We start from the raw sequence: 20,515 nt of genomic DNA, 5'->3' as shown, positions 1-20,515 counted from the left end.
TCCAGTCGCTGGAACGCCTACATCAGGGGCCGAGATGATCCCCCGAGCGCGGAGCGCCCCCATGGCCCCCCCTGATTCCCCGGCGAAAGCCGCCCCTTCCCACGGTCGCCACGGCCATGACCACGGCCAGGCAGGTCCGGTCGTCCGCGACCCGGTCTGCGGCATGACCGTCGACCCGGAGGCCGGCAAGCCTACCGCCGAGCATGACGGCCACGTCTTCCACTTCTGCTCCGAGGGCTGTCGCGGCAAGTTCGTCGCCGCGCCCGGCGACTACCTGACCGCCTGGGACCCTGTCTGCGGCATGGACGTAGACCGCTCCACCGCCGCCCACATGACGAAGCATGAGGGCGAGCGGCACTACTTCTGCTCCTCCGGCTGCCAGGCGAAGTTCGAGGCCGAGCCGGAGCGATACCTCGGCGACCGCCCTGCGCCCGAGCCGATGCCGGCGGGCACGCAATACACCTGCCCGATGCACCCCGAGATCGTGCAGGACCATCCCGGCGACTGCCCCAAATGCGGCATGGCGCTGGAGCCCATGACCCCCTCGGCCGAAGCCGGGCCGAACCCCGAATACGTCGACTTCCGCCGCCGCCTCGCGATCACGGCGCCCCTGGCGGCCGCGATCTTCATCCTCGAGATGGGCGCCCATCTGGGCCTGCCCTTCGCCGACTGGATCGGCCATCGCGCCTTCGGCTGGGTGCAGTTCGCCCTGGCCACGCCCGTGGTCTGGATCTGCCGGCCGTTCTTCAAGCGGGGCTGGGCGTCGATCGTCAACCGCAGCCCCAATATGTGGACCCTGATCTCGCTGGGGACGGGGGCGGCCTATGTCTTCTCGGTCGTCTCGCTGCTCGCCCCCGGCGTGTTCCCCGAGGCGATGCGCGACTCCATGGGCATGGCCCCGGTCTACTTCGAAGCGGCCGCGGTGATCCTGGTCCTGGTCCTCGTCGGCCAGGTGATGGAACTGGCCGCGCGCGAGCGGACCGGCGACGCGATCCGCGCCCTGATGGACCTCGCCCCCAAGACCGCCCGCCGCGTGACCGGCGAGACGGAGGAGGACGTGCCCCTCGACGCCCTGCGCAGCGGGGACGTTTTGCGCGTGCGCCCCGGCGAAAGCGTGCCGGTGGACGGCGAGGTGATCGAGGGCCGCTCCTCGGTCGACGAGAGCATGATCACCGGCGAGCCGGTGCCGGTCGAGAAGACCGAGGGCGAGCCCGTCACCGGCGGAACCCTCAACAAGAGCGGCACGTTCCTGATGCGCGCGGGGAACGTCGGCGCCGACACCACGCTGAACCGCATCGTCGAGATGGTGGCGAAGGCCCAGCGGTCCCGCGCGCCGATCCAGGCGGCGGCCGACCGGGTGGCGGGGTATTTCGTGCCGGCGGTGGTCGGGGTGGCGCTGCTCGCCTTCGCGGCCTGGGTCGCGCTGGGTCCGTCCCCCGCGGTCTCCTACGCGTTCGTGGCCGCGGTCTCGGTCCTGATCATCGCCTGCCCCTGCGCGCTGGGCCTCGCGACTCCGATGTCGATCATGGTCGCCACCGGCCGCGGCGCCCAGGCCGGCGTCCTGATCCGCGACGCCGAGGCGCTGGAGCGGCTGGCCGGCGTGGACGTGCTCATCGTGGACAAGACCGGCACCCTGACCGAGGGCAAGCCGACGCTGACCGACGCCGAACCTGCCGACGGCATGGCCGAAACCGAGCTCCTGTCCCTCGCCGCCGCGCTGGAGCGCGGCTCCGAACACCCGCTGGCCGAGGCGATCGTCGCCGGCGCCGAGGCGCGCGGGGCCGAACGCCTGGACGCGACGGACTTCGAGGCGGTGACCGGCAAGGGCGTGACCGGGACCGTCGCAGGCCGCGCCGTCGCGCTGGGCAACGCCGCGCTGATGAGCGACCTGGGCGTCGACCCCGGCCCGCTCGCCGCCCGCGCCCGCGCGCTGCAGGAGCAGGGCCGAACCGCGATGTTCGTCGCCGCCGACGGCCGCCCCGCCGGCCTCGTCGCGGTCGCCGACCGGATCAAGGAGACGACGCCCGCCGCGATCCGCGCCCTGCACGCCTCCGGCCTGCGCATCGTCATGGCCACCGGCGACGCCGAGGCCACGGCCCGCGCCGTCGCGAAGGAGCTCGACATCGACGAGGTCCACGCCGAGGTCTCTCCCGAGGACAAGCACGCTCTGGTCGAGCGCCTGCATGGCGAGGGCCTGTCCGTCGCCATGGCCGGCGATGGCGTCAACGACGCCCCCGCGCTGGCCGCCGCCGACGTCGGCATCGCCATGGGCACGGGCGCCGATGTCGCGGTCGAAAGCGCGGGCGTGACGCTGGTGAAAGGCGACCTGAACGGCGTGGTCCGCGCGCGCCGCCTGGCCGAGGCGACCATGCGCAACATCCGCCAGAACCTGTTCTTCGCCTTCATCTACAACGCGGCCGGCGTCCCCTTGGCCGCGGGCGTTCTCTACCCAATCTTCGGCCTTCTGCTGTCCCCCGTGGTGGCCGCGGCGGCGATGAGCCTGTCCTCCGTCTCGGTGATCGGCAACGCGCTCAGGCTGCGGGCGTCTCGTCTGGGCGGAGGCCGCTAGCTTGGGCTGCTTTCGGAGGTCTGGCTGAGCTGCACTGCGTCATGGCGCAACTGCCTTTCGAACGGCATGCACGAGGCTTGAGATTTGCGGGCGAGAGTTCGGTCGTGGCCGATTGGTTTCGGCTTCATGCGTTCTCCACGTGTTCATCGTCATCCGTATGAGAAGCGTTCGCCTGACCGAACTCGACCGACAGCATCTCCCAAACTTCAGGCATATACTCCTGGACGACCAGGCGCGTGAAAGCGGCCGGGTCCGCCCCACAGGCGCGGGCGAGCGCCGAGGCCCTATCGATCGGAACTTTCATGTCGCCGGTCTTCATCATCGAGATGACGTTCCGGCGGTCCAGGCCGACCTCCAACGCGATGGCCTTCTGGGTTTTGCCGCTGTCCTCGAGCATCGCGGCGAAGGTCGCCTGGACGGACTTGGGGGCGGAGGTCGTCATGGCTGACTCCAACTGTCGATCTCGTTGAAGCCAATATAGCCGAATATTATTTTTCCTTGCGGGTCAGAGTCTTGCTTCGCCGTGGCAGTGGGCGTCGCTGGATGTCGCCCGGTGCGCAGCTGTTCGCGACGACGCGCCAGCAGCCGCCATCGAAGCGCTCGCCATGCGGACCTCCGGTTCTCCATACGGAGACCGGTCACCTGGGCCGGGCTTTTTCGGCGGCAGAGCATCCACTGGAGCACGTCCATCTTCTAGGACTTCGCGTCCCCGGACCATACGCTGGACAAACATCAGCCCGGCCATGCACCGGCAACACCGTGGCGGGGCGCTCCCGGTCCTTCTCTTGGCACCGCCTTGGGCTGACGGTGCAGGCCGCGGTCGGTATACGGACCCGATCATAGCCTTTACCTTTCGCGCGCCGACGAAATCAAACCACGGATTGCACAGGCGGCAGAGCGAGCGGCCCGGCAAGGCCTTCCTTCGATCTTGCCGCTGAATGTTCGGACTGGACGCGCGTCAAGCGAGTGCATCGCCCCGCAAAGGAAGGGGCCCCTGAGAGCGCCCGTGAGCGTCGCAAGCGCATGGCCGCCGGTGTAAGTAAGGCCGGAAACTGGAAGGTGGGGCCGTAGCACCCCTCCCAGACGCTCTGAGGCACCACGAGCGCGCGCACTTGAGGGAGGTGGCTTCGTTTCGAAAATCTACCACCTTATCCACGGACCCGCCAGCGCCGCATCCGGCCTAATCGCTATTCGGCGACCTCCTTGACGAACTGCGACTTCAGGTCGATTGGGCCGAAGCCCGGGGTCTTGCAGTCGACATCGTGGTCGCCATCCACGAGACGGATGCCGCGGAACTTCGTGCCGATCTTCACCACCGACGACGATCCCTTCACCTTCAGATCCCTGATCAAGGTGACCGTGTCCCCGTCCGCCAGGACGTTGCCGAGGCTGTCGCGCACCTCCTGGGCGTCTGCGGCTGCCGCCGCAGCCGGGGACCACTCATGCCCGCACTCGGGGCACGAGAGCAGAGCGTCCGTCTCGTAGGTGTAGGTGGATCCGCACTCGGGACAGGGCAGCAAGGCATCGGCCATGAGTGACCTGCGTTCGGGCTGGGGCGAGTCGGCGGCGCTGGGGGCTTACCCTCCTCTAGAGGATCTTCCGCGACCTGAGCGAGGCCACCGCCGCGGGCTTCGCGCTGGCTCCGGTCCTCTTGATCCGGCGGATGAGCCGGGCGCACGCGGTCGCATCCCACACGCCCGCAATCGGCTAGGACGAGGCGGACGGCGCGCATCCGCGGGGCGCCTACGAAGAGCACGCGGGGCCGAGTCTCGAGGTCGTGGTCTATCGCATCATGGGGGCGCTGTTCTTCGGCGCGGCGTCGCGGCCGGCTCGCAAGATGTCCCCTTGGCCCAACGTGGTGGAGTTCCAGATATAGCCCTGTGCTCTCCCTTGATGCACCTGCACGCGCAGACGGTTTCGGATAGAAACGGACTACGGGAGACCAGCCTCAGGCGAACTCGCATCGCCCCGCTGCCGCCCTTCGCAGCTGTTGAGAAGGCCTTCGGCTTGCGCGTTTCACTTCAGCGGAACTCCAGGTCCGCGAAGGCGCAGACGATGCGAGAGCAATCGACATCGCTCGGCCGTGGGAGGCCTGCGTGAGCTATAGCAGGCCGGCTCGTCGTCGCGGCGAATGCGGCCGGTGTCGGCCGACCCGGGGCGGCGGTCTCCGCTCGTCTCGAACGGGTCTTCCGGGAGGCGTCGAGGCGTATCGTGACGATACGGAAATTTCATCGTCGGCTCCCGCCGGTCATGATATCCGTTTCACTCTCTTGCAGCTTGTGGTCGCTCGCTCTTAACGCGATCGGGTGACGAAGCCGACGTGAAGGAGGCTGGACATGACCTTCAGGATCCTCGCGACCGCCGCCGTCGCCGCGCTCTCGGCAGGGCCGCTCGCGGCGCAGGTGACGACCGACGCGGGCACCATCGACCCGGCGAAGATCGAGCGGTTCTTCGACCAGCCCGGCTACTCTCCGTACGCCGGGCGCAGCTTCCCCACCCGGCCTCTGTGGGGCGAGCAGCACCTGCACACCTCCTGGTCGGCCGACGCCTTCGGCGGCGGCACGCGCGTGGGTCCCGACGACGCGCTGCGCTATGCGAAGGGCGAGGAGATCACCTCCTCGACCGGCCAGCCCGTGCGCCTCTCGCGCCCCTACGACTGGATGGTGGTCGCCGACCACTCCGACGCGCTGGGGGTGGTCGCCAACGTCTACGAGGGCGATCCGGCCCTGCTGGCGGAACCGGTGCTGAAGCGCTGGCACGACGGCATGCGCCAGGGCGGCGCCGCCGCCACGGCGGTGGTGATGGAGATGATCACCATGCAGGGCGAGGGAACCCTGCCCAAGCAGATGACCGACAACGACACCCAGTTCGACATGTGGCGCAGGATGACCGAGATCGTCGAGAGCCACGATCAGCCCGGCATCTTCTCGGCCATGATCGGCTACGAGTGGAGCTCGAACTACGGCGGCGGCAACAACCTGCACCGCAACGTGATCTACCGGGGCGGCAAGGCCGTGGCCGACCGCGTCCGCCCCCTGACCACCTTCGACACCGAGCTGCCGAACGAACTGTGGGACTGGATGGCCGCCTTCGAGGAGCAGACCGGCTCCCGCGTGCTGGCGGTTCCGCACAACGGCAACCTGTCGAACGGCCTGATGTTCGCCACCGAGACGCCGTACGGAAAGCCGATCGACGCGGAATGGGCCGCCATGCGCGCCCGGTTCGAGCCGCTCTACGAGGTGACGCAGTCCAAGGGCACCTCGGAGCAGCACCCCTCGCTCGCGCCCCAGGACGAGTTCGCGGACTTCGAGATCTGGGACAAGGGCAACCTCAACGTCGTGCCCAAGGAACCGGGCATGATCCAGTACGAGTACGCCCGCGAGGCGCTGAAGCGCGGCCTGAAGCTGGAGGGGGAGCTGGGGACGAACCCGTTCAAGTTCGGCCTGCTCGGCTCCACCGACGACCACACCGGCATCTCCTCGGCGGAGGAGAACAACTTCTTCGGCAAGTTCCCCGCCTCGGAGCCGGGGCCGGAGCGGTCGACCGGCAACGCCTTCGACTTCGACGGGCGCACGGTGAAGGACTGGCAGCTCGGCGCCTCGGGCCTGACCGCGGTCTGGGCGCAGGAGAACACGCGCGCCTCGATCTGGGACGCGATGAAGCGCCGGGAGGTCTACGGGACCACCGGGCCGCGGATCTTCGTGCGCTTCTTCGGCGGCTGGGACTTCGCGGCCGAGGACGCGCTGGGCCGTACGCCCGCCACCGTCGGCTACGCCAAGGGCGTGCCCATGGGCGCCGACCTCTTCCCCGCGCCCGAGGGGGCGGGCGCGCCCACGTTCCTCGTGGCGGCGCTGAAGGACCCGTTCTCGGGCAATCTCGACCGCATCCAGATCGTGAAGGGCTGGGTCGACGCCGACGGCGCGATGCAGGAGAAGGTCTTCGACGTGGTCTGGGCCGGCGACCGCACGCCCGGCGACGACGGCAAGCTGCCCCCGGTGGGCGACACGGTGGACGTAGCCAACGCCACCTGGACCAACTCCATCGGCGCCTCGGAGCTGGTGACGGTCTGGACCGACCCGGAGTTCGACCCCGCCCTGAAGGCCTTCTACTACGCCCGCGTGCTGGAGATCCCGACGCCTCGCTGGACCGCCTACGACGCGGCCTGGTTCGCGGACGCGGACTTCGGCCCCGAGGTCGCGATGAAGGTGATCGAGCGGGCCTACACCTCGCCGATCTGGTATGGGCCGCCGTCTTGAGCGGCCCCTCCGGGGACGGCGAGCGGGGATGACGGCGCGACGGATCCTCGGCTCGCCGCTGGTGCATTTCTTCGCCGTCGGCGGCCTGATCTTCGCGCTGAACGCCTGGCTCGCCGATCCTGCTCCCGAAGTGCCCGACCCCGACCGGCTGGTCCTGACGGCCGCCGACGCGGCGCGCCTCGCCGAGCGGTTCGAGCGGACGTGGGGGCGCCCTGCGACCGAGGCCGAGCTCGAGGGCCTGATGCGCGACTGGGCCGTCGAGGAGGCGATGGTGCGCGAGGCGCTGGCCCTCGGACTCGACCGCGGCGACGAGATGATCCGCAACCGCCTGCGCCACAAGGTGAGCTTCTTGGCCGAGGCGCCGGCGGCCTCGGCCGAACCCGACGACGCGACGCTGGCGGCCTTCGTCGAGGCCCATCCCGAGCGCTACGCATCCCCCGGCTGGATCGGCTTCGCCCAGGCCTCGCTGCCCCCCGACGCGGGCCCGGCGGAGACGGCGCAGGTCCTCGCCCGGCTGGAGGCCGGGACCGATCCCGCCGACTTCGGCGGCGCCCGCCTGCTGCCCACGGAGGTCGAGCGGATGCCCGCGCCGGTCGTCGAACGCGTCTTCGGCGAAGGCTTCGTCGAGGCGCTGGCCGAGCTCCCGCCCGGGCGCTGGTCCGGTCCCGTGCGCAGCGCCTACGGCCTGCACCTGGTGCGGCTCGACGGCCGCGGCGCCGCCGCCCCGCGTCCGCTGGAGGAGGTGCGCGAGCGGGCGCTGGCCGACTGGCGGGCGCAGGAGGCGCGCCGCGCCCGCGACGCCTTCGCCGAGGCGCTGCTGGGGCGCTACACGCTGGACCTGCCCGCCGCCGCCGAGGTGCTCGACCGATGAGGGCCGCCCGGCTGCTGGCGTCGCTGGGCCTGCTGCTCTCGGCGCTGCTCCCCGTCGCCGCCGCCGGCCACGCGCTGGACCCGGCCTACCTGGAGCTGTCGGAACTCGGCGACGGCCGCTGGCGGGTCAGCCTGCGCATCCCGGACGTCGCCGGCCGCCCGATGCCGCTGCGCGCCCGCCTGCCCGAGGGCTGCTCGGGCGATGCGCCCGCGCCGGGCTTCGACGGTCGGGGCTGGTCCTCGGCCTGGCTGGCGCTCTGCCCCGAAGGCCTGACGGGCGGCGAGATCGGCGTCGACGGCCTGGCGCAGACCCGCACCGACGCGCTGGTCCGCTGGCAGCCCGCGGGGGCCGAGGCGCACACTCACCGCCTGACGCCCGACGCCCCCGCCTTCGTCGTGCCCACGGCCCCCGGCGTGGCGGGGATCGTCGCCAGCTACGTCTCGCTGGGCGTCTCTCATATACTTGAGGGGATCGACCACCTGCTGTTCGTGCTGGCCCTGGTGCTGCTGGTCCGCGGTCGCCGCAGGCTGCTCTGGACCATCACCGCCTTCACGCTGGCCCACAGCCTGACGCTGGCGGCGGCGACGCTCGGCTGGCTGTCGCTGCCATCGGCCCCGGTCGAGGCGGTGATCGCCCTCTCGATCGTGTTCCTCGCCTGGGAGCTGACCCTCCCGCCCGAGCGCCGAGATCCGCTGGCCGAGCGCGCCCCCGCCCTGATCGCCTTCGGCTTCGGCCTGGTGCACGGCCTCGGCTTCGCCGGCGCGCTGGGCGAGATCGGCCTCCCCCCCGGCGACATCCCGCTGGCGCTCTTCGCCTTCAACCTCGGGGTCGAGCTCGGTCAGCTGCTCTTCGTCGGCGCGGTCCTGGCGCTCGCCTGGGCCGCCGCGACAGCGGCCCCGATCCTGCGCGCCCGATCCGCGAGCCTGTCCCGCGCCGCCGGCTACGGCATCGGCGGCGTCGCGGCCTTCTGGGTGATCGAGCGGGTCGCAGCGTTCTGATCCGATCGACGCTGCGCTTCGTCCGATCCTGAGCGCCATCGGTCTGCGGATCACAAGGTCGGCACGGCGCCGCGACGCGAAGCCTTTGTCGACCTTCGGCCCGACCGTGCAGAATCAACGATCTCCGTCCGTTCGCGGTTGAGGGCCCGGTCCGGCCGTTCGCCGGGTTCGTTAGCGATTCGGTGCGGCTTCCCTCGAACCGGTCCTCCTTGCCCAGAATAGCACGGCAAGAAGGTTAAGAGGACAGCGTCTCCAATCGACAGATGGCCCATGGGGGCGCCCGTGAGCCCCGCCAGCTCGCCCCGCAGTCTCACCACCAGAAAATCATCCCCGGGGGCTTCAGACCCCCTTCCCGACGCCCTGGGGGCGCGTCGAGTTAGGCCGATCGGAGATTCACACCGCGGGGGCGACCCGAACACATCGCTATGGGTAGCGCCGCTCCAAAATCCACATCAACTTGCCATTGGCGTCGCCATCCAGATGCCGTGTCAATTGCGTTGGAAATGCCGGCCACTTGGGCACCGCTCTATTCAGCCAGTCGCGGTTTCGGCGAAGCGGCCCCCGCCCCCCCCGGAGCTCCGGACGCTCGTTCCGGATTTCGGGACACAACTGCATCGGCTGACGCGGAGACCTCCGGTAACTGTCTAATTTTAAGAGCAGTTCTTCTGATACAGGCATCGCCGTCAGCGTAACGAGGATCAGTCGGTCCGGGCCGCGACCGGCCCCGATCCCGGCGGCAAGGCGTTCTCGTAGACCACGTCGATGGGGATGATCTGCAGGCGGAGGGCGACTTGTTCACCCAGCGCTTCGGAGACAAGCGTGCGAAAGGTCTCTGTCGACTGCTTCGCCTTGTGAAGATTGCTTCTGAGCCCGAGCAGGACGACCGAAATTTCGAGGCGCCCTTCCACCCGCTCGCCCCGAACTTGCCAGATGTAGCTGTCGTCGCTCACGATGTCCGAGTGGCGCTTGATCGCCTCGACGTAGAGCCGCTTGACCAGGTCCTCGACGAAAATGATCTCCAGCCGCCGATCCAGCCGCTCCACCACGAAGACCGAGGCGAAGAGCAGCGCGGCGGCCACCGCCACCGGCTTGCGCCAGTGGCCGTATCCCTGCAGGCCGAACACCAGCATCGCCGCCACCACGATCCCGATGAAGTTGGTGCCGAAGAGCAGGAACGCGCCCGCCGCCATGTCGTTGCCGTTCCCCTGGTGATGGACATCCGACATAGCGATCGCCGCCGACGACACCGCGCCGTCGCCGAGCGCGAGCCCGATGCCGACAACTGACAGCGGCGGCACGAGCGCCACCGCTATGGCGACGCCCGCGATGGAGTTGGCGATGCCGACCCGCGCGTGGGCGAAGCCAGCCGCTGCGCCGGAGCAGAGCGCGACCAGCATGTCGAGCGTCGAGGGTGCGGTGCGCGCCAGGATCTCGGAGCCCACCACCTGCAGGTCGATCGCCCGCGCGCAGACGAATGCGATGCCGATCACGAACAGGATGCCGGTCGCGATGGAGATCAATGAGTTCAACGCCAGCCGGTTCGCGCCCATGATCGCCGCGAAAGAAAAGCCGACGATGGGCGACATCAGGGGCGCTACGATCATCGCCCCAATGATTGCCGGCGCGCTGTTGCCCAACAGGCCGAACGAGGCGATTGCGGTGGCCATGCCGAGCATGAAGTAGAAGTTCAGGCTGGGACGCGAAGATTCTTCGATCTGCTCGAAGAGGATGTCGCTGCTCTTGGCGGCGTCTCCGCGGCTCTCTCCCAAGAGATCGAGCAGTCGGGTGCGGACGCTCCTCGGCTTCACGCGATCCTGCATCGCCGCGCTCTCCGGCGACGTCCGCGCTGACCGCCAGTGCGGCTCGTCGTCAATGGCTCTTATAAGGCATTCCCCACTCGGCCTGCCTCGCACGAGGCTACCGTGGCGATAGACGGCTTTCCAAGCGATTCCTGTTACGTCCTGGTCCGAGCTTAGGCTTATCCGCGCCGGACGGGCTGCTTATCCACGTCTCCAGGCGCCGGGAGCATCGCGCCGGGTGCCATCAGTCACGCGTGCTCTGCGACCGGGGCCGCGCCGGACGGCCCTGATAGGGACGCCGACCATTCTGAAGTTGTTTCGATAGGCGGCCCACGCAGGCCGTTGATCAGGCCGAGCACGCCGGCAAGGATCTTGGGCGGCAACGCCGCCTCGACGACCTGGAAGACAGCGTCGCGGGCGAGGCGCGCCAACCGGGCGCCGGCGCCCTTCAAGGGCATGATCGCCTAGACCTTCGATGGTTCGATCCAGGACTATCCGCAGCCGGTGCCGCCGCCCTAGAGCGCGCCCAACGTGCTGGTGGTGCTGATCGACGACCTCGGCTTCGGACAGCCCGGGGCCTTCGGCGGCCCCGTCCCCACGCCGGCCATGGACGCGCTGGCGGCCGAGGGGCTGCGCTGCACCCGCTTCCACACCACAGCCATCCGCTCGCCCGCCCGCGCGGCCCTGCTGACCGGGCTCAACACGACCAGAGCGGCTTCGGAACCATCACCGAGCTCTCCACCGGCTACTCGGGATACAACTCGATCTGGCCCCGCTCCTCGGCCACCATCGCCGAGATCCACGAGGACCACGCCTGCTCCACCGCCGCCTTCGGCACGTGGCGCAACACGCCGGACTGGGAGGCCTCGCCTACGGAGCCGTTCGACCGCTGGCCTGCCGCCCTCGGCTTCGAATACTGGTTCGGCCTCCAGGTCGACGAGACCAGCCAGTGGTTCCCGCAACTGTTCCGGAACACCACGCCGGTCGAGCCGGCGACGGGTCCCACGGAGGGCTGCAACCTCGACGTTGACCTGGTGACGAGGCCATCGGCTGGATCGACCGGCAGAACTCGATCACGCCGGACAAGCCGTTCTTCGTCTGCTTCGCGCCGGGCACCGTGCATGCGCCGCTGCATGTCCGCGAGGACTGGAGCGAGACCTTCGCCGGCCAGTTCGACCAGGGCTGGGACAAGGTTCGTGAGGAGACGCTGGCCCGCCAGAAGGCGATGGGCCTGGTCCCGGAAAACGCCGACCTCACGCCCCGGCCCGACGAGATCGAGGCCTGGGAGGCGCTGGACGCAGACGCGCAGCACCTGTTCGAGAGACACCAGGAGGTCTTCGCCGGCTTCCTCGCCCAGACCGACCACGAGATCGGGAGGCTGATCGCCAACGTCCGCGCGATGCCCGAGGCCGCGAACACCCTGATCATCCCGATCGCCGGCGACGACGGCCCCAGCGCAAGGGCAGCGTCACCGACACCCTAAACAACATGATGACCCAGAACGGCCTGCCCGACCCGGTCGAGGCGCAGCTGCCGGGCCCTCGGTCGCGGCGGCGGCGTTCAGCCTGCTCGCCGAGTTCCAGACGACCGACGGCGGGGTGGGACTGGGCCTGATCGGCGACGAGAGGGAGTACGTCTTCTTCGGCAGCGTGCGCGGCGACCTGCTGCGCGGCCGCGACGGCGGCGACGCGATCCACGGCGGTCCCGGCGACGAGGTGCTGGCTGGCGGCTTGGGCGGAGACCTCGTGCGTGGCGGAGACGACGAGGACCTGCTGGACGACGAGGACCTGCTGGACGGCGAGGCCGGCAACGACGCGCTGCGCCGCCATAGGCCAGCGCCTCGCGCGCTCGTCCCTGAAGACCGCCCATGACGCCTACGATCATTTCCTGATCCAGCTGTTCCTCGAAGGCGAGACCCGCGTCCGCGTCGGCGGCCGGGATGTCGTCGCACGACCTGGAGATCTGTGGGTGGTGGACATGCTCGAGCCGATGGCGGCCGACAACTCAACCCTCTCGAGTCTGTCGCTGGTGGTGCCGCGCAGCCTGGTCGAGGGCGGCCTGCGCGATCCGGGAGCTCATCATCAGAGGATGATCCGCGGCGGCGCGCCGACGGCCCAGATCTTCGCGTCGTATCTCCGCACACTGGCGGCCGGAATGGGTGACCTGCCCTCGGCCGAGGCAGAGCAGCTGGCCCCTGCCACCCTTCGCTTGACCGAGGCGCTGCTCAACGCCGGCCCGGGCGAGCCACGAGCCGAGGTCGAACCCAGCGCGGCGGAGCAAGCGCTGCTGTTCGCAGCCCGCCGGTTGATCGAGGACCGGCTCGCCGATCCCGACCCGGGGGCCCCGAGATACTGATCACGGCCCTGGGCCTATCGCGGGCGCGGCTCTACCGTGTGTTCGCGCCGGTGGGGGCGTCGCCTCTTACATCCGGGCGCGACGGCTGAAACGCAGCCTCGCGGACCTGTTGAACCCGCGGATGGCGGGCCGCCCCATCTACGACATCGCCCACGCCTGGAACTTCACCTCCGAAAGCGACTATTCCCGCGCCTTCCGTCGACGGTTCGGCATGTCCCCGCGCGAGGCGCGGCAGGCGAGCCGCTTCCCTCCCGACGACGGCGAGGCGGCCCATGAGCGCTGGCTGGCGGAACTGGGCCGCTGAGCGTCGCGCGCGGACGCCGGGCCTGCGGTCTAGGCCAGGGCAGTCGGGGCGCCGGCGCATGAGTCGCCCGATTGGTCTGGTTCCACGCCTCCCGCGAGGCGTGAAGGTGTTCGTCTCGCCGTCATAGCGAATTTCACCTGATTGACGTTGCGTCCCGTCCACCCTCCAGTGGGCGGGCGGACGCGGTCGCCCCGAGGCGGGTCGCCGGCCGCGGGGGGCTCCGGCATGGGCTGGCACATCGTATCCGAGACCCGGATCAACCCGGGCGAGGCGACCCGGCTGGGCGTCGTCTCCCTCACCGACGGAAGCCTCGCGGTCGGGGTGCTGGCGAACACCTACGTCGCCGGGCTGGGCCTGCTGGCCAACGGTCCCTCGCATCTCTCCGGCCTGCGCATCGACGTCGGGGGCGCCGTCTCGCGCCCCTTCACGGTGGATTCCACCGTCGCCCGCGGCTTCGACGGCTTCGGCCTCTCGGCCGGGCCCGACCGAACCTTCGCCTACTCCTGGACCGACATCGCCACCGGCACGAACGGCCCCTCCAACGCGCTTGGGCGCAAGTTCGTGGGCGCGGCGCTGCCCACCGGCCCGGTGCTGGGCGCCACCGGCCTGCTGGCGGGGGCCGAGACCCAGACCGACCTCGCCGTGCTCTCCAACCGGATGAGCGCCCTGGTCTGGACCGAGCGCACCCTCGCCTCCGGCGATTTCTTCGGAAACTCGATCCGGGGGCAGCTGTTCACCAATTCCGGCCTCGCCTCGGGGTCGGTGTTCCAGGTCAACCGCTCGACCCGCGGCGACCAGGCCCACGCCGACGTCACCGCGCTGAGCAACGGGCGCTTCGTCGTCTCGTGGCAGGACGGCGGCCTCTACCGGGCGCAGATCTTCGCCTCCGACCCCTTCGGCGCCGGCGTGACGCGGGTGGGGCTCGAGATCACCCTGGGCGACGACGCGCCCACGATCACGGCGCGCTCCGACGGCGGCTTCACGGTGCGCACGCTGGACGATGCCGGCCGCCTGTTCGCCACCGCCTACTCGTCCAAGGGCGCCCCCACGGGCAAGCCGACCCTGGTCCCCGAGCGCTCGGGCATAGACCTCGGTGACGGGCGCAAGGCGGTGATCGCCGAAGCGGGGCCGAACACGCAGCTGACCGTCACCGACGCAATGGGCGAGGCCAGCGGCGCCCCGATCTTCGGCGGCGCCGACCCCGCCGCGGGCAGCTTCCGCTTCGCCATCCCCTTTGGCGACGGGCTGATGGCCATGTTCCGCCAGACCGCCACCCGCGAGGGCCTGCTGCTGACCCCCGTCTCCACCGTCACCGTGACCATCGTCGACCTCACCCGCTACGACGGAGGCGCGGGGAGCGAGCAGGTGCTGGGCGGCGCCCGCGACGACCGGCTCGACGGCGGCGACGGCGACGACGTGATCGAGGGGCGCGAGGGGAACGACAGCCTGACCGGCGGCGGCGGCAAGGACGTGCTTTCGGGCGGCGAGGGGAACGACCGTCTCGACGGCGGGCCCGGCTTCGACCGGCTGGACGGCGGCCCGGGCGACGACGTGCTGGTCCATGCCGGCGACGGCGACGTGCTGGACGGGGGCGGGGGCGACGACCTGCTGCTGCTGGTCCGCCCGCCGGTGATCGCCGCGCCGCAGAACGCGGCCTCGGCCCGGGCCGCAGCGCCCCCGGTCTCCGCGCCCACCCTCGCCCGCGGCGGCCCGGGCGAGGACGTGGTCGTGGTGCTCGGCGCCCGTGACGCCCTGCGCGACCTCTCCTCCGTCGCCTTCCATTCGGTCGAGGGCCTGCGCGTCTCCGGAACCGGGCGCGGCGGCACGACCGAGGTGCGGCTCGACGCCGGGCAGTTCGGCCCGGGCGGCCTCGCCCCGGCCTTCTCCCTGACCGGCCTCGACGCCCCTCACGCGCGCGAGATGCTGCGCGTGGCCCTCGCCTCCGGCGACCCGTTCGAGATGCGCGGCTGGAGCTTCGCCGACTGGGGCGGCCAGCGCGAGCGGATCGTGCTTGTCGGCACGGCCGGGGCGGACCGCGTCGTCGCCTCCGCCTGGAACGACCTGGTGCGCGGCCGGGGCGGCGACGACCGCCTGCACGGGGCCGGGCGCGACGACGCCCTTCTGGGAGGCGAGGGCGACGACCTCCTGGTCGGGGGCCGCGGCGCGGACCGCCTGCTGGGCGGCCCCGGCGCCGACGTCTTCGTGCTGCGCGACGCCGCCGACAGCGGCCTGCGCGACGCCGCCGACCGGATCGAGGACTTCCGCCCCGGCCTCGACCACCTCGACCTCTCGGCCCTGCCGGGCGCCGGCCGCTTCATCGGGTCAGAGGCTTTCCACGGCCGCCCCGGAGAAGTCCGCGCCCATCACGGCCGGGTGCAGGGCGACCTCGACGGCGACGGCGCAGCCGACTGGTCGCTCGACCTCGGCCCCGCCGCCGCCCGTCTCTCGGAGGCGGATTTCGACTTCGGCTGAACCCCTCGGGAGTGCCGTCCGGGGAAGGGGGCGCCCCTGTGGGTAGAGGCAGGAGCTCCAGCCTGACCGATCGGCGCCGCCTCACAGACCTTGAAGTCCGCATGTCGACCGCCGGCAACTGGGCGCGGAAACCCGGGGCGGCGGTCTCATGCGCCGCGCAGAGCCGCGGTTCCGCGGATTCGTCGGCTGGATGCTGCGGGGCAGGCGGGTTGTGAGGCCTGGGACGGGAGGGCGGCGAGGCCGGGGCGCTCCCGATCCTTTCTTCTCCAAGCGGCCCGCCCGGCGCTTGCAACAGGACGTCCGCCATCAGCTTGTTGATCGAGATGTCGTCGACGGTCACCACCGCGCCGTCGTCCAGGGTGAAGACGGCATTGCCGTTCTTTGCTCTGGCCAGCGCTCTAGGCTCGTCCTCGTCGGCGAAGCCGTAGGCGCTGAAGTCCAGCAGATCGACGCCCTTCTAGAATTCGTGCACCCGGTCGCAGCCCTCGACGGGCTCGAAGACGAAGACGTCCCGTTCGCCGGCGCCGAACAACTGGTCCACGCCTCGCCCGCCGTTCAGCAGATCCTCGCCGGCGCCGCCGCGCAGAACGTCGTTGGCGTCGCCGCCGTGGAGCGCGTCGTCCCCGCCGCCGCCCGCCAGCACGTCCTCGTCGCCTTCGCCGAGCATCTCGTCGTCGCGCCCCGGCCGCTCAGCACGTCCGCGTCCAGCCCGCCGGCGAAGAGGTCGTTGCCCGAGGACCCGGTCAGCTGGTCGGTGCCGTCGTCACCGACCACCGTGCCGTCCACCCAGCCGCCCTAACTGCCCACATAGACTGGCGAGCCCCCGAGAGCGGATCGAGCTGGAATGTTCGTGGACGGTGGCGCTGGCGGCCATCGCGATCGACGGGCCCGAGCGGGGCCAGACGGTCGGCGACGTGACGCTGACCACGGGAGCGGGCGGCAGCCGGCCCAGGGCGGAGTGGGGCCGGACGGTGTTGCAGCGCCGCCGCCAGGCCTCGATCAGGATCTCGGCCTCCTTCAGCGGATGGAAGATCTCCCCCTCGAGCAACTCGTCCCGGAGCTTCGAATTGAAGCGCTCGACATAGCCGTTCTCCCACGGGCTCCCGAGTTCGATGAAGGCGGTGTCGACGCCCAGGTTTCCCCAGCCGCTCGCGCACGGCCGGGACTGCGAACTCCGGGCCGTCGTCAGAGCGGATGTGCGACGGCGTCCCCCGCGCCAGCATGAGCTCGGCCAGCGCCTCGAGCACGTCCGAGGCGTTCAGCCTGCGCTTCGCCACGATCGCCAGCGCCTCGCGGGCGAACGCGTCGACGACGCGAGACGCATGCGGCGCGTCCGCCCGTCCTGCGTGCGGCGCCCCACGAAGTCGCAGGCCCGGACGTGGTTCGCCCGCTCCGGCCGAAGGCGGATGCAGGACCCGTCGTTCAGCCGGAGCCGGCCCTTCCTCGGCTGCTTCCTCGGCGCTTTCAGCCCCTCCCGCCGCCAGATCCGCTCGACCCGCTTGGCGTTCCCCGCCCAACCTGCCTGACGCGGCAGAGCGGCGACCCGCCGGCAGCCGCAGCGCCCGCAGCGCGTCGCCAGCGCGACGATCGCCGCCGTCAGCCGCTCCTCGTCCTCGGCCGTGTGCAGAACCCGGCGCTGGGTCGATCGCGACTGGCCCGGGACCCGGCAGGCGCGGCGCTCGGAGACGCCGAGCGTCGTGCCGACCTCCCGGACCGTCTCGCGGCGGCGGGCGGGGCTGATCGCTTTCCCCGCAGGCCCTCCTGAAGAATGAGTTCGTCGAGCGTCAGGTCCGAGCCCGCCCGGCGCAGCCTGAGGTTCTCCTGCTCCAGCTCCTTCAGCCGCTTCACCTGGTCGAGCTTCAACCCGCCGTATTCGGTCCGCCCGCGGTGGCAGGTGACCTCGCCGTCGCCGAACCCGCGGATCGCTTCGGCCAGCGGAACGCCCTGCGCCGCCGCAACGTCGATCTGCCGCAGCTGCGCGACGATCTCCTCGGGCTTGCGCTTCTTCCTCGGCATGGATCCGCCTCGTCGGCTCAGCCGACGGTACGAGCGGATCCGTTTCAGGGGGGAGGGCCGGGCGCGTCAGGCCGGACGTAGCCTGCCGCCGCCGAGGTGCAGGGCGATCTCGACCGCCGCCAGGACCAGCATCGAGAGGCCGACCAGCGGGAAGAACACGCCCGCGAGCGCGGCCATGACCAGCACGCCACGCACGATGCGCCAGTCGCGCGGGGCCTCGGGCGCGCCGAGCGCGCCGGACGGGCGCCGCTTCCACCACATCACCGGGGCGGAGACGCACAGCGCGACCATCGCGAGGCAGGCGAGCAGCAGCGCGACCTGGTTCGCCAGCCCCCACTCCTGCCCCATGTGGACGCTGATCCCCCACTCGGCCCAGCGGCCCAGCGTGCCGAGGTCGGCCAGGCCCGCGTCGAACAGCACCTCGCCCGTGTACTGGTCGAGGTGGATGATCCGCTCGTAGGTGATGTCGTCGGGATAGACCGAGGCGGTGAACACCCCCTCCGGCCCCTGCGGCATCGACACGGCGTAGCCCGGCGCGATGCCCAGCGCCTCGACCCGCGCGACCACGGCGTCGAGCGCCTGGGGCGCGCCGCCCGCCGCGGGGTCGGAGACGGGAAGCGGCTGCTTCTCGAGGATCCAGGGCGCGCGGTCCACCGCCTCGGCCGTCGGCACGGTGGAGACCGGGGTCTTCGACCAGTAGCCGTCCGGCATCCCGAGCCCCAGCGCATACGAGTACTCGTAGAACTTGCCGTCCCAGACGCCGGACCACGGCAGGCCGGTCATCGCGAGGAAGACGATGAAGACCGAGGTGTAGATCCCGGTCACCGCGTGCAGGTCGCGCCACCACGGCCGCCCGCGGGCGGCCCGGATCGACAGGGTCCCCACCGCATTGCCGCGGGGCCACCACAGGTAGATGCCGGAGGCGACCAGCAGCACCATCCAGCCCGCCGCCAGCTCGATCAGCCGGTTGCCGAGCCAGCCGACGTATTCGAGCGAGTGCAGCTTGCGCACGACGAACATCCCCGGGCTTCCGGCGGCGCCGCTCTCCCACCGGGTTCCGAGGACCTCGGCGGTGTAGGGATCGACGTAGACGGTGGTCTTCAGCCCGTCGGCGCCGCGGACGTCGACCTCGGCGCTGCGGTCGGGGGAGGCGGGGGGCGTGTAGGCCGTGACCTCGCCCGGTCGGGCCTCGAGCGCGGCGGCGACCAGGCGGGAGGGCGCCAGCCGCTCGCCCTGCGCCTCGACCACGCGCAGCGGGCGATAGGCGGCGTCGTTGATCTCGTCCTTGAACAGGTAGACGGCGCCGGTGAGCGCCAGGACGAGGACGAAGGGCAGGACCAGCAGGCCCGCGATGAAGTGCCAGCGCCACACGGCGCGGTACAGCGCGGCGGACGCCGCCCTGGGGGTGGGGGTGTTCATGATCTCGTTCCGATAGGGTCCGCCGGGAGGGCGGAGGCCAGCAATCCCGGGCGAGGCCTTCGCCCGGGCGACACGTCGCGGCGTTCGGCGCGAAGGCCGTCAGGCGCGGACGGGCGGGCCCCTGGGGGAACGGGACAGGTCGCGGTCGCGCGCGCCGCGCAGCAGATGCGCGAGGGCGGGACGCGTGCGGAACGCCTCGATGGGCAGGATGCGGCCCGCCCAGGCGACCTCGGGCGCCTTGGGCAAGCCATGGCAGAAGGGGCACTGGTGATCGGCGGAGGTCGCCGGCGCTTCGATCCCGCAGAGATCGCCGTGGACGTAGGCTTCGAGCTGCAGGTAGGCCGCATGCGCCGGATCGTGCGCCTCGGGCGTCATCAGCCGCGCCGAGACGACGCTCGTCACGGCGAGAAGCGCCGCGAGAAGCGCGACCAGGATGCGGTTTGCCGACGACGGGCGCATCGCCGTGGCTTACTGCGGAACCGACGCGGGGAACAGGCCGCCGTTGCGCGCGCCTAGGAGGCGCCCGCCGCCCGCGCCATTTCCCGCGCCAGCGCCAGGAAGGCGCGCAGCCCGGCGGAGGGGTTCCGGCGGCCGGGGTGGTAGAGGCGCAGGCCCGGCAGCGGCGGGGTCCAGTCCTCGAGCACGCGGACCAGGCGGCCGGCGGCGATCTCTTCGGCCGCCTCGAATTCGTGGACATAGCCGAAGCCCACGCCGGCCAGGGCGGCGCGGCGGGCGAGTCCGGCCTCGTCCACCGTCAGCGGACCCTGCACCTCCAGCGCCAGGCTCTCGCCCGCCTTCTCGAAGGCCCAGCGGTAGAGGGCGCCGTTGGGCAGACGCACCCGGATGCAGGGATGGCCCAGCAGGTCCTGGGGGATGCGCGGCGGCGTGCGGCCGGCGAGGAAGGACGGCGAGGCGACCACCGCGTGACGCAGGGGCCGGCCGAGAGGCGTGGCGATCATCTCCGCCGGCACGAAATCGGCGGCGCGGACGCCCAGGTCGAAGCCCTCGGCCACGATGTCGACCAGCCGGCCCTCGGTCACGATGTCCACGTGCATCTGCGGGTGGCGGCGCAGGAACTCCAGCACCAGCGGGTCGAGCATCTGCCGCGCCGCGCCGGGGGCGCTGTTGATGCGCAGCACGCCGGAGGGGGCGGAGGCCTGCTCGCGCGCCGCCTCCATCGCCTCGCGCAGCGCCTCCAGCGCCGGGGCGGCGCTGGCGACGAGGGCGCGGCCCGCCTCGGTCGGGGCGACGGAGCGGGTGGTGCGGTTGAACAGGCGCACGCCCAGCCGCCCCTCGAGCCGCGCGACGGCGTGGCTGAGCGCGGTGGTGGACATGTCGAGATCGACGGCGGCGGCGCGGAAGCTGCCGCGACGGGCGACGGCGATCACCGCGTCGAGCTCGGCGAAGCCCTTCATAATCCCGATTCCTTCATCACCGCATGGCGCATCGTCCAGCT

The 20,515-nt window shown here is 71.2% G+C and carries 17 protein-coding genes and 2 pseudogenes; 11 read left to right on the top strand and 8 right to left on the bottom strand.

From position 1 onward, the window contains the following. Window positions 1-61: 61 nt before the first annotated feature. A complete protein-coding gene (locus P2H44_RS01735) occupies window positions 62-2,569 on the top strand; it encodes a heavy metal translocating P-type ATPase (RefSeq protein WP_275761689.1) in 2,508 nt (835 codons plus the stop codon). A gap of 124 nt (window positions 2,570-2,693) precedes the next feature. Here P2H44_RS01735 and P2H44_RS01730 read toward each other — a convergent pair whose 3' ends face one another. Both P2H44_RS01730 and P2H44_RS01725 read right to left on the bottom strand, forming a co-directional pair. Next, window positions 2,694-3,011 (bottom strand): helix-turn-helix domain-containing protein, encoded by a 318-nt coding sequence (locus P2H44_RS01730; protein WP_275761688.1) that lies wholly within the window; start codon window positions 3,009-3,011, stop codon window positions 2,694-2,696. A gap of 745 nt (window positions 3,012-3,756) precedes the next feature. Continuing rightward, window positions 3,757-4,101: a zinc ribbon domain-containing protein YjdM gene (locus tag P2H44_RS01725; protein WP_275761687.1), complete on the bottom strand. Its 345-nt coding sequence runs from the start codon at window positions 4,099-4,101 to the stop codon at window positions 3,757-3,759. 804 nt (window positions 4,102-4,905) lie between these two features. Here P2H44_RS01725 and P2H44_RS01720 point away from each other — a divergent pair. Genes P2H44_RS01720 through P2H44_RS01710 form a run of 3 tightly spaced genes read left to right on the top strand, consistent with a single transcriptional unit; the run spans window position 4,906 to window position 8,694 of the window. Further along, window positions 4,906-6,825: a DUF3604 domain-containing protein gene (locus P2H44_RS01720; protein WP_275761686.1), complete on the top strand. Its 1,920-nt coding sequence runs from the start codon at window positions 4,906-4,908 to the stop codon at window positions 6,823-6,825. A 28-nt stretch (window positions 6,826-6,853) separates the two neighbouring features. Beyond that, complete coding sequence (locus P2H44_RS01715; RefSeq protein WP_275761685.1) at window positions 6,854-7,696, top strand: peptidylprolyl isomerase; 843 nt, start codon at window positions 6,854-6,856, stop codon at window positions 7,694-7,696. Continuing rightward, entirely contained in the window at window positions 7,693-8,694 is a 1,002-nt protein-coding gene (locus P2H44_RS01710) for a HupE/UreJ family protein (RefSeq protein WP_275761684.1), read from the top strand. The genes P2H44_RS01715 and P2H44_RS01710 overlap by 4 nt, the downstream gene beginning before the upstream one ends. A 698-nt stretch (window positions 8,695-9,392) precedes the next feature. Here the strand turns inward: P2H44_RS01710 and P2H44_RS01705 are convergent. Further along, window positions 9,393-10,514: a DUF389 domain-containing protein gene (locus tag P2H44_RS01705; RefSeq protein WP_275761683.1), complete on the bottom strand. Its 1,122-nt coding sequence runs from the start codon at window positions 10,512-10,514 to the stop codon at window positions 9,393-9,395. A gap of 510 nt (window positions 10,515-11,024) precedes the next feature. Here P2H44_RS01705 and P2H44_RS25530 point away from each other — a divergent pair. After that, window positions 11,025-11,201 (top strand): annotated as a pseudogene (locus tag P2H44_RS25530) (sulfatase-like hydrolase/transferase); the annotation flags it as partial. Between the two features lie 37 nt (window positions 11,202-11,238). Here the strand turns inward: P2H44_RS25530 and P2H44_RS01700 are convergent. After that, window positions 11,239-11,499, bottom strand: coding sequence for a hypothetical protein (locus P2H44_RS01700; RefSeq protein ID WP_275761682.1), 261 nt, complete (start codon window positions 11,497-11,499; stop codon window positions 11,239-11,241). A gap of 39 nt (window positions 11,500-11,538) precedes the next feature. Between P2H44_RS01700 and P2H44_RS01695 the strand changes: the two genes are divergently transcribed. The 6 genes from P2H44_RS01695 (at window position 11,539) to P2H44_RS01670 (ending at window position 16,423) form a co-directional block, all read left to right on the top strand. Then, a complete protein-coding gene (locus P2H44_RS01695; protein WP_345798973.1) occupies window positions 11,539-11,976 on the top strand; it encodes a sulfatase-like hydrolase/transferase in 438 nt (145 codons plus the stop codon). 115 nt (window positions 11,977-12,091) lie between these two features. Next, window positions 12,092-12,364 (top strand): hypothetical protein, encoded by a 273-nt coding sequence (locus P2H44_RS01690; RefSeq protein WP_275761681.1) that lies wholly within the window; start codon window positions 12,092-12,094, stop codon window positions 12,362-12,364. Next, the gene (locus tag P2H44_RS01685; RefSeq protein ID WP_275762089.1) at window positions 12,321-12,848 is read left to right on the top strand and encodes an AraC-like ligand-binding domain-containing protein; all 528 of its coding nucleotides are present in this window, start codon (window positions 12,321-12,323) and stop codon (window positions 12,846-12,848) included. Before P2H44_RS01690 ends, P2H44_RS01685 begins: the two co-directional genes overlap by 44 nt. Further along, entirely contained in the window at window positions 12,820-13,152 is a 333-nt protein-coding gene (locus P2H44_RS01680; RefSeq protein WP_345798972.1) for a helix-turn-helix domain-containing protein, read from the top strand. The genes P2H44_RS01685 and P2H44_RS01680 overlap by 29 nt, the downstream gene beginning before the upstream one ends. A 225-nt stretch (window positions 13,153-13,377) precedes the next feature. Continuing rightward, a complete protein-coding gene (locus P2H44_RS01675; protein WP_275761680.1) occupies window positions 13,378-15,624 on the top strand; it encodes a calcium-binding protein in 2,247 nt (748 codons plus the stop codon). 286 nt (window positions 15,625-15,910) lie between these two features. Further along, window positions 15,911-16,423: a hypothetical protein gene (locus P2H44_RS01670; protein WP_275762108.1), complete on the top strand. Its 513-nt coding sequence runs from the start codon at window positions 15,911-15,913 to the stop codon at window positions 16,421-16,423. Between the two features lie 54 nt (window positions 16,424-16,477). On the opposite strand, the pseudogene P2H44_RS01665 reads toward P2H44_RS01670, so the two are convergent. The 4 genes and pseudogenes from P2H44_RS01665 to P2H44_RS01650 form a co-directional block, all read right to left on the bottom strand. Beyond that, window positions 16,478-17,640: pseudogene (locus P2H44_RS01665) on the bottom strand (IS3 family transposase); the annotation flags it as partial. Between the two features lie 66 nt (window positions 17,641-17,706). After that, on the bottom strand, window positions 17,707-19,059 hold the full coding sequence (locus P2H44_RS01660; protein WP_275761679.1) for a PepSY-associated TM helix domain-containing protein: 1,353 nt from the start codon (window positions 19,057-19,059) through the stop codon (window positions 17,707-17,709). A 99-nt stretch (window positions 19,060-19,158) separates the two neighbouring features. Continuing rightward, window positions 19,159-19,518 (bottom strand): hypothetical protein, encoded by a 360-nt coding sequence (locus P2H44_RS01655; protein WP_275761678.1) that lies wholly within the window; start codon window positions 19,516-19,518, stop codon window positions 19,159-19,161. Between the two features lie 53 nt (window positions 19,519-19,571). Next, window positions 19,572-20,477, bottom strand: coding sequence for a LysR substrate-binding domain-containing protein (locus P2H44_RS01650; protein ID WP_462976255.1), 906 nt, complete (start codon window positions 20,475-20,477; stop codon window positions 19,572-19,574). Window positions 20,478-20,515 lie beyond the last annotated feature (38 nt).

Origin of the sequence: Albimonas marina (genome assembly GCF_029223255.1) — a bacterium.
Taxonomy (GTDB): domain Bacteria; phylum Pseudomonadota; class Alphaproteobacteria; order Rhodobacterales; family Rhodobacteraceae; genus Albimonas.
Note: the sequence above shows the minus strand (reverse complement) of the source record. Positions and strands in the feature narration are given on the sequence as shown.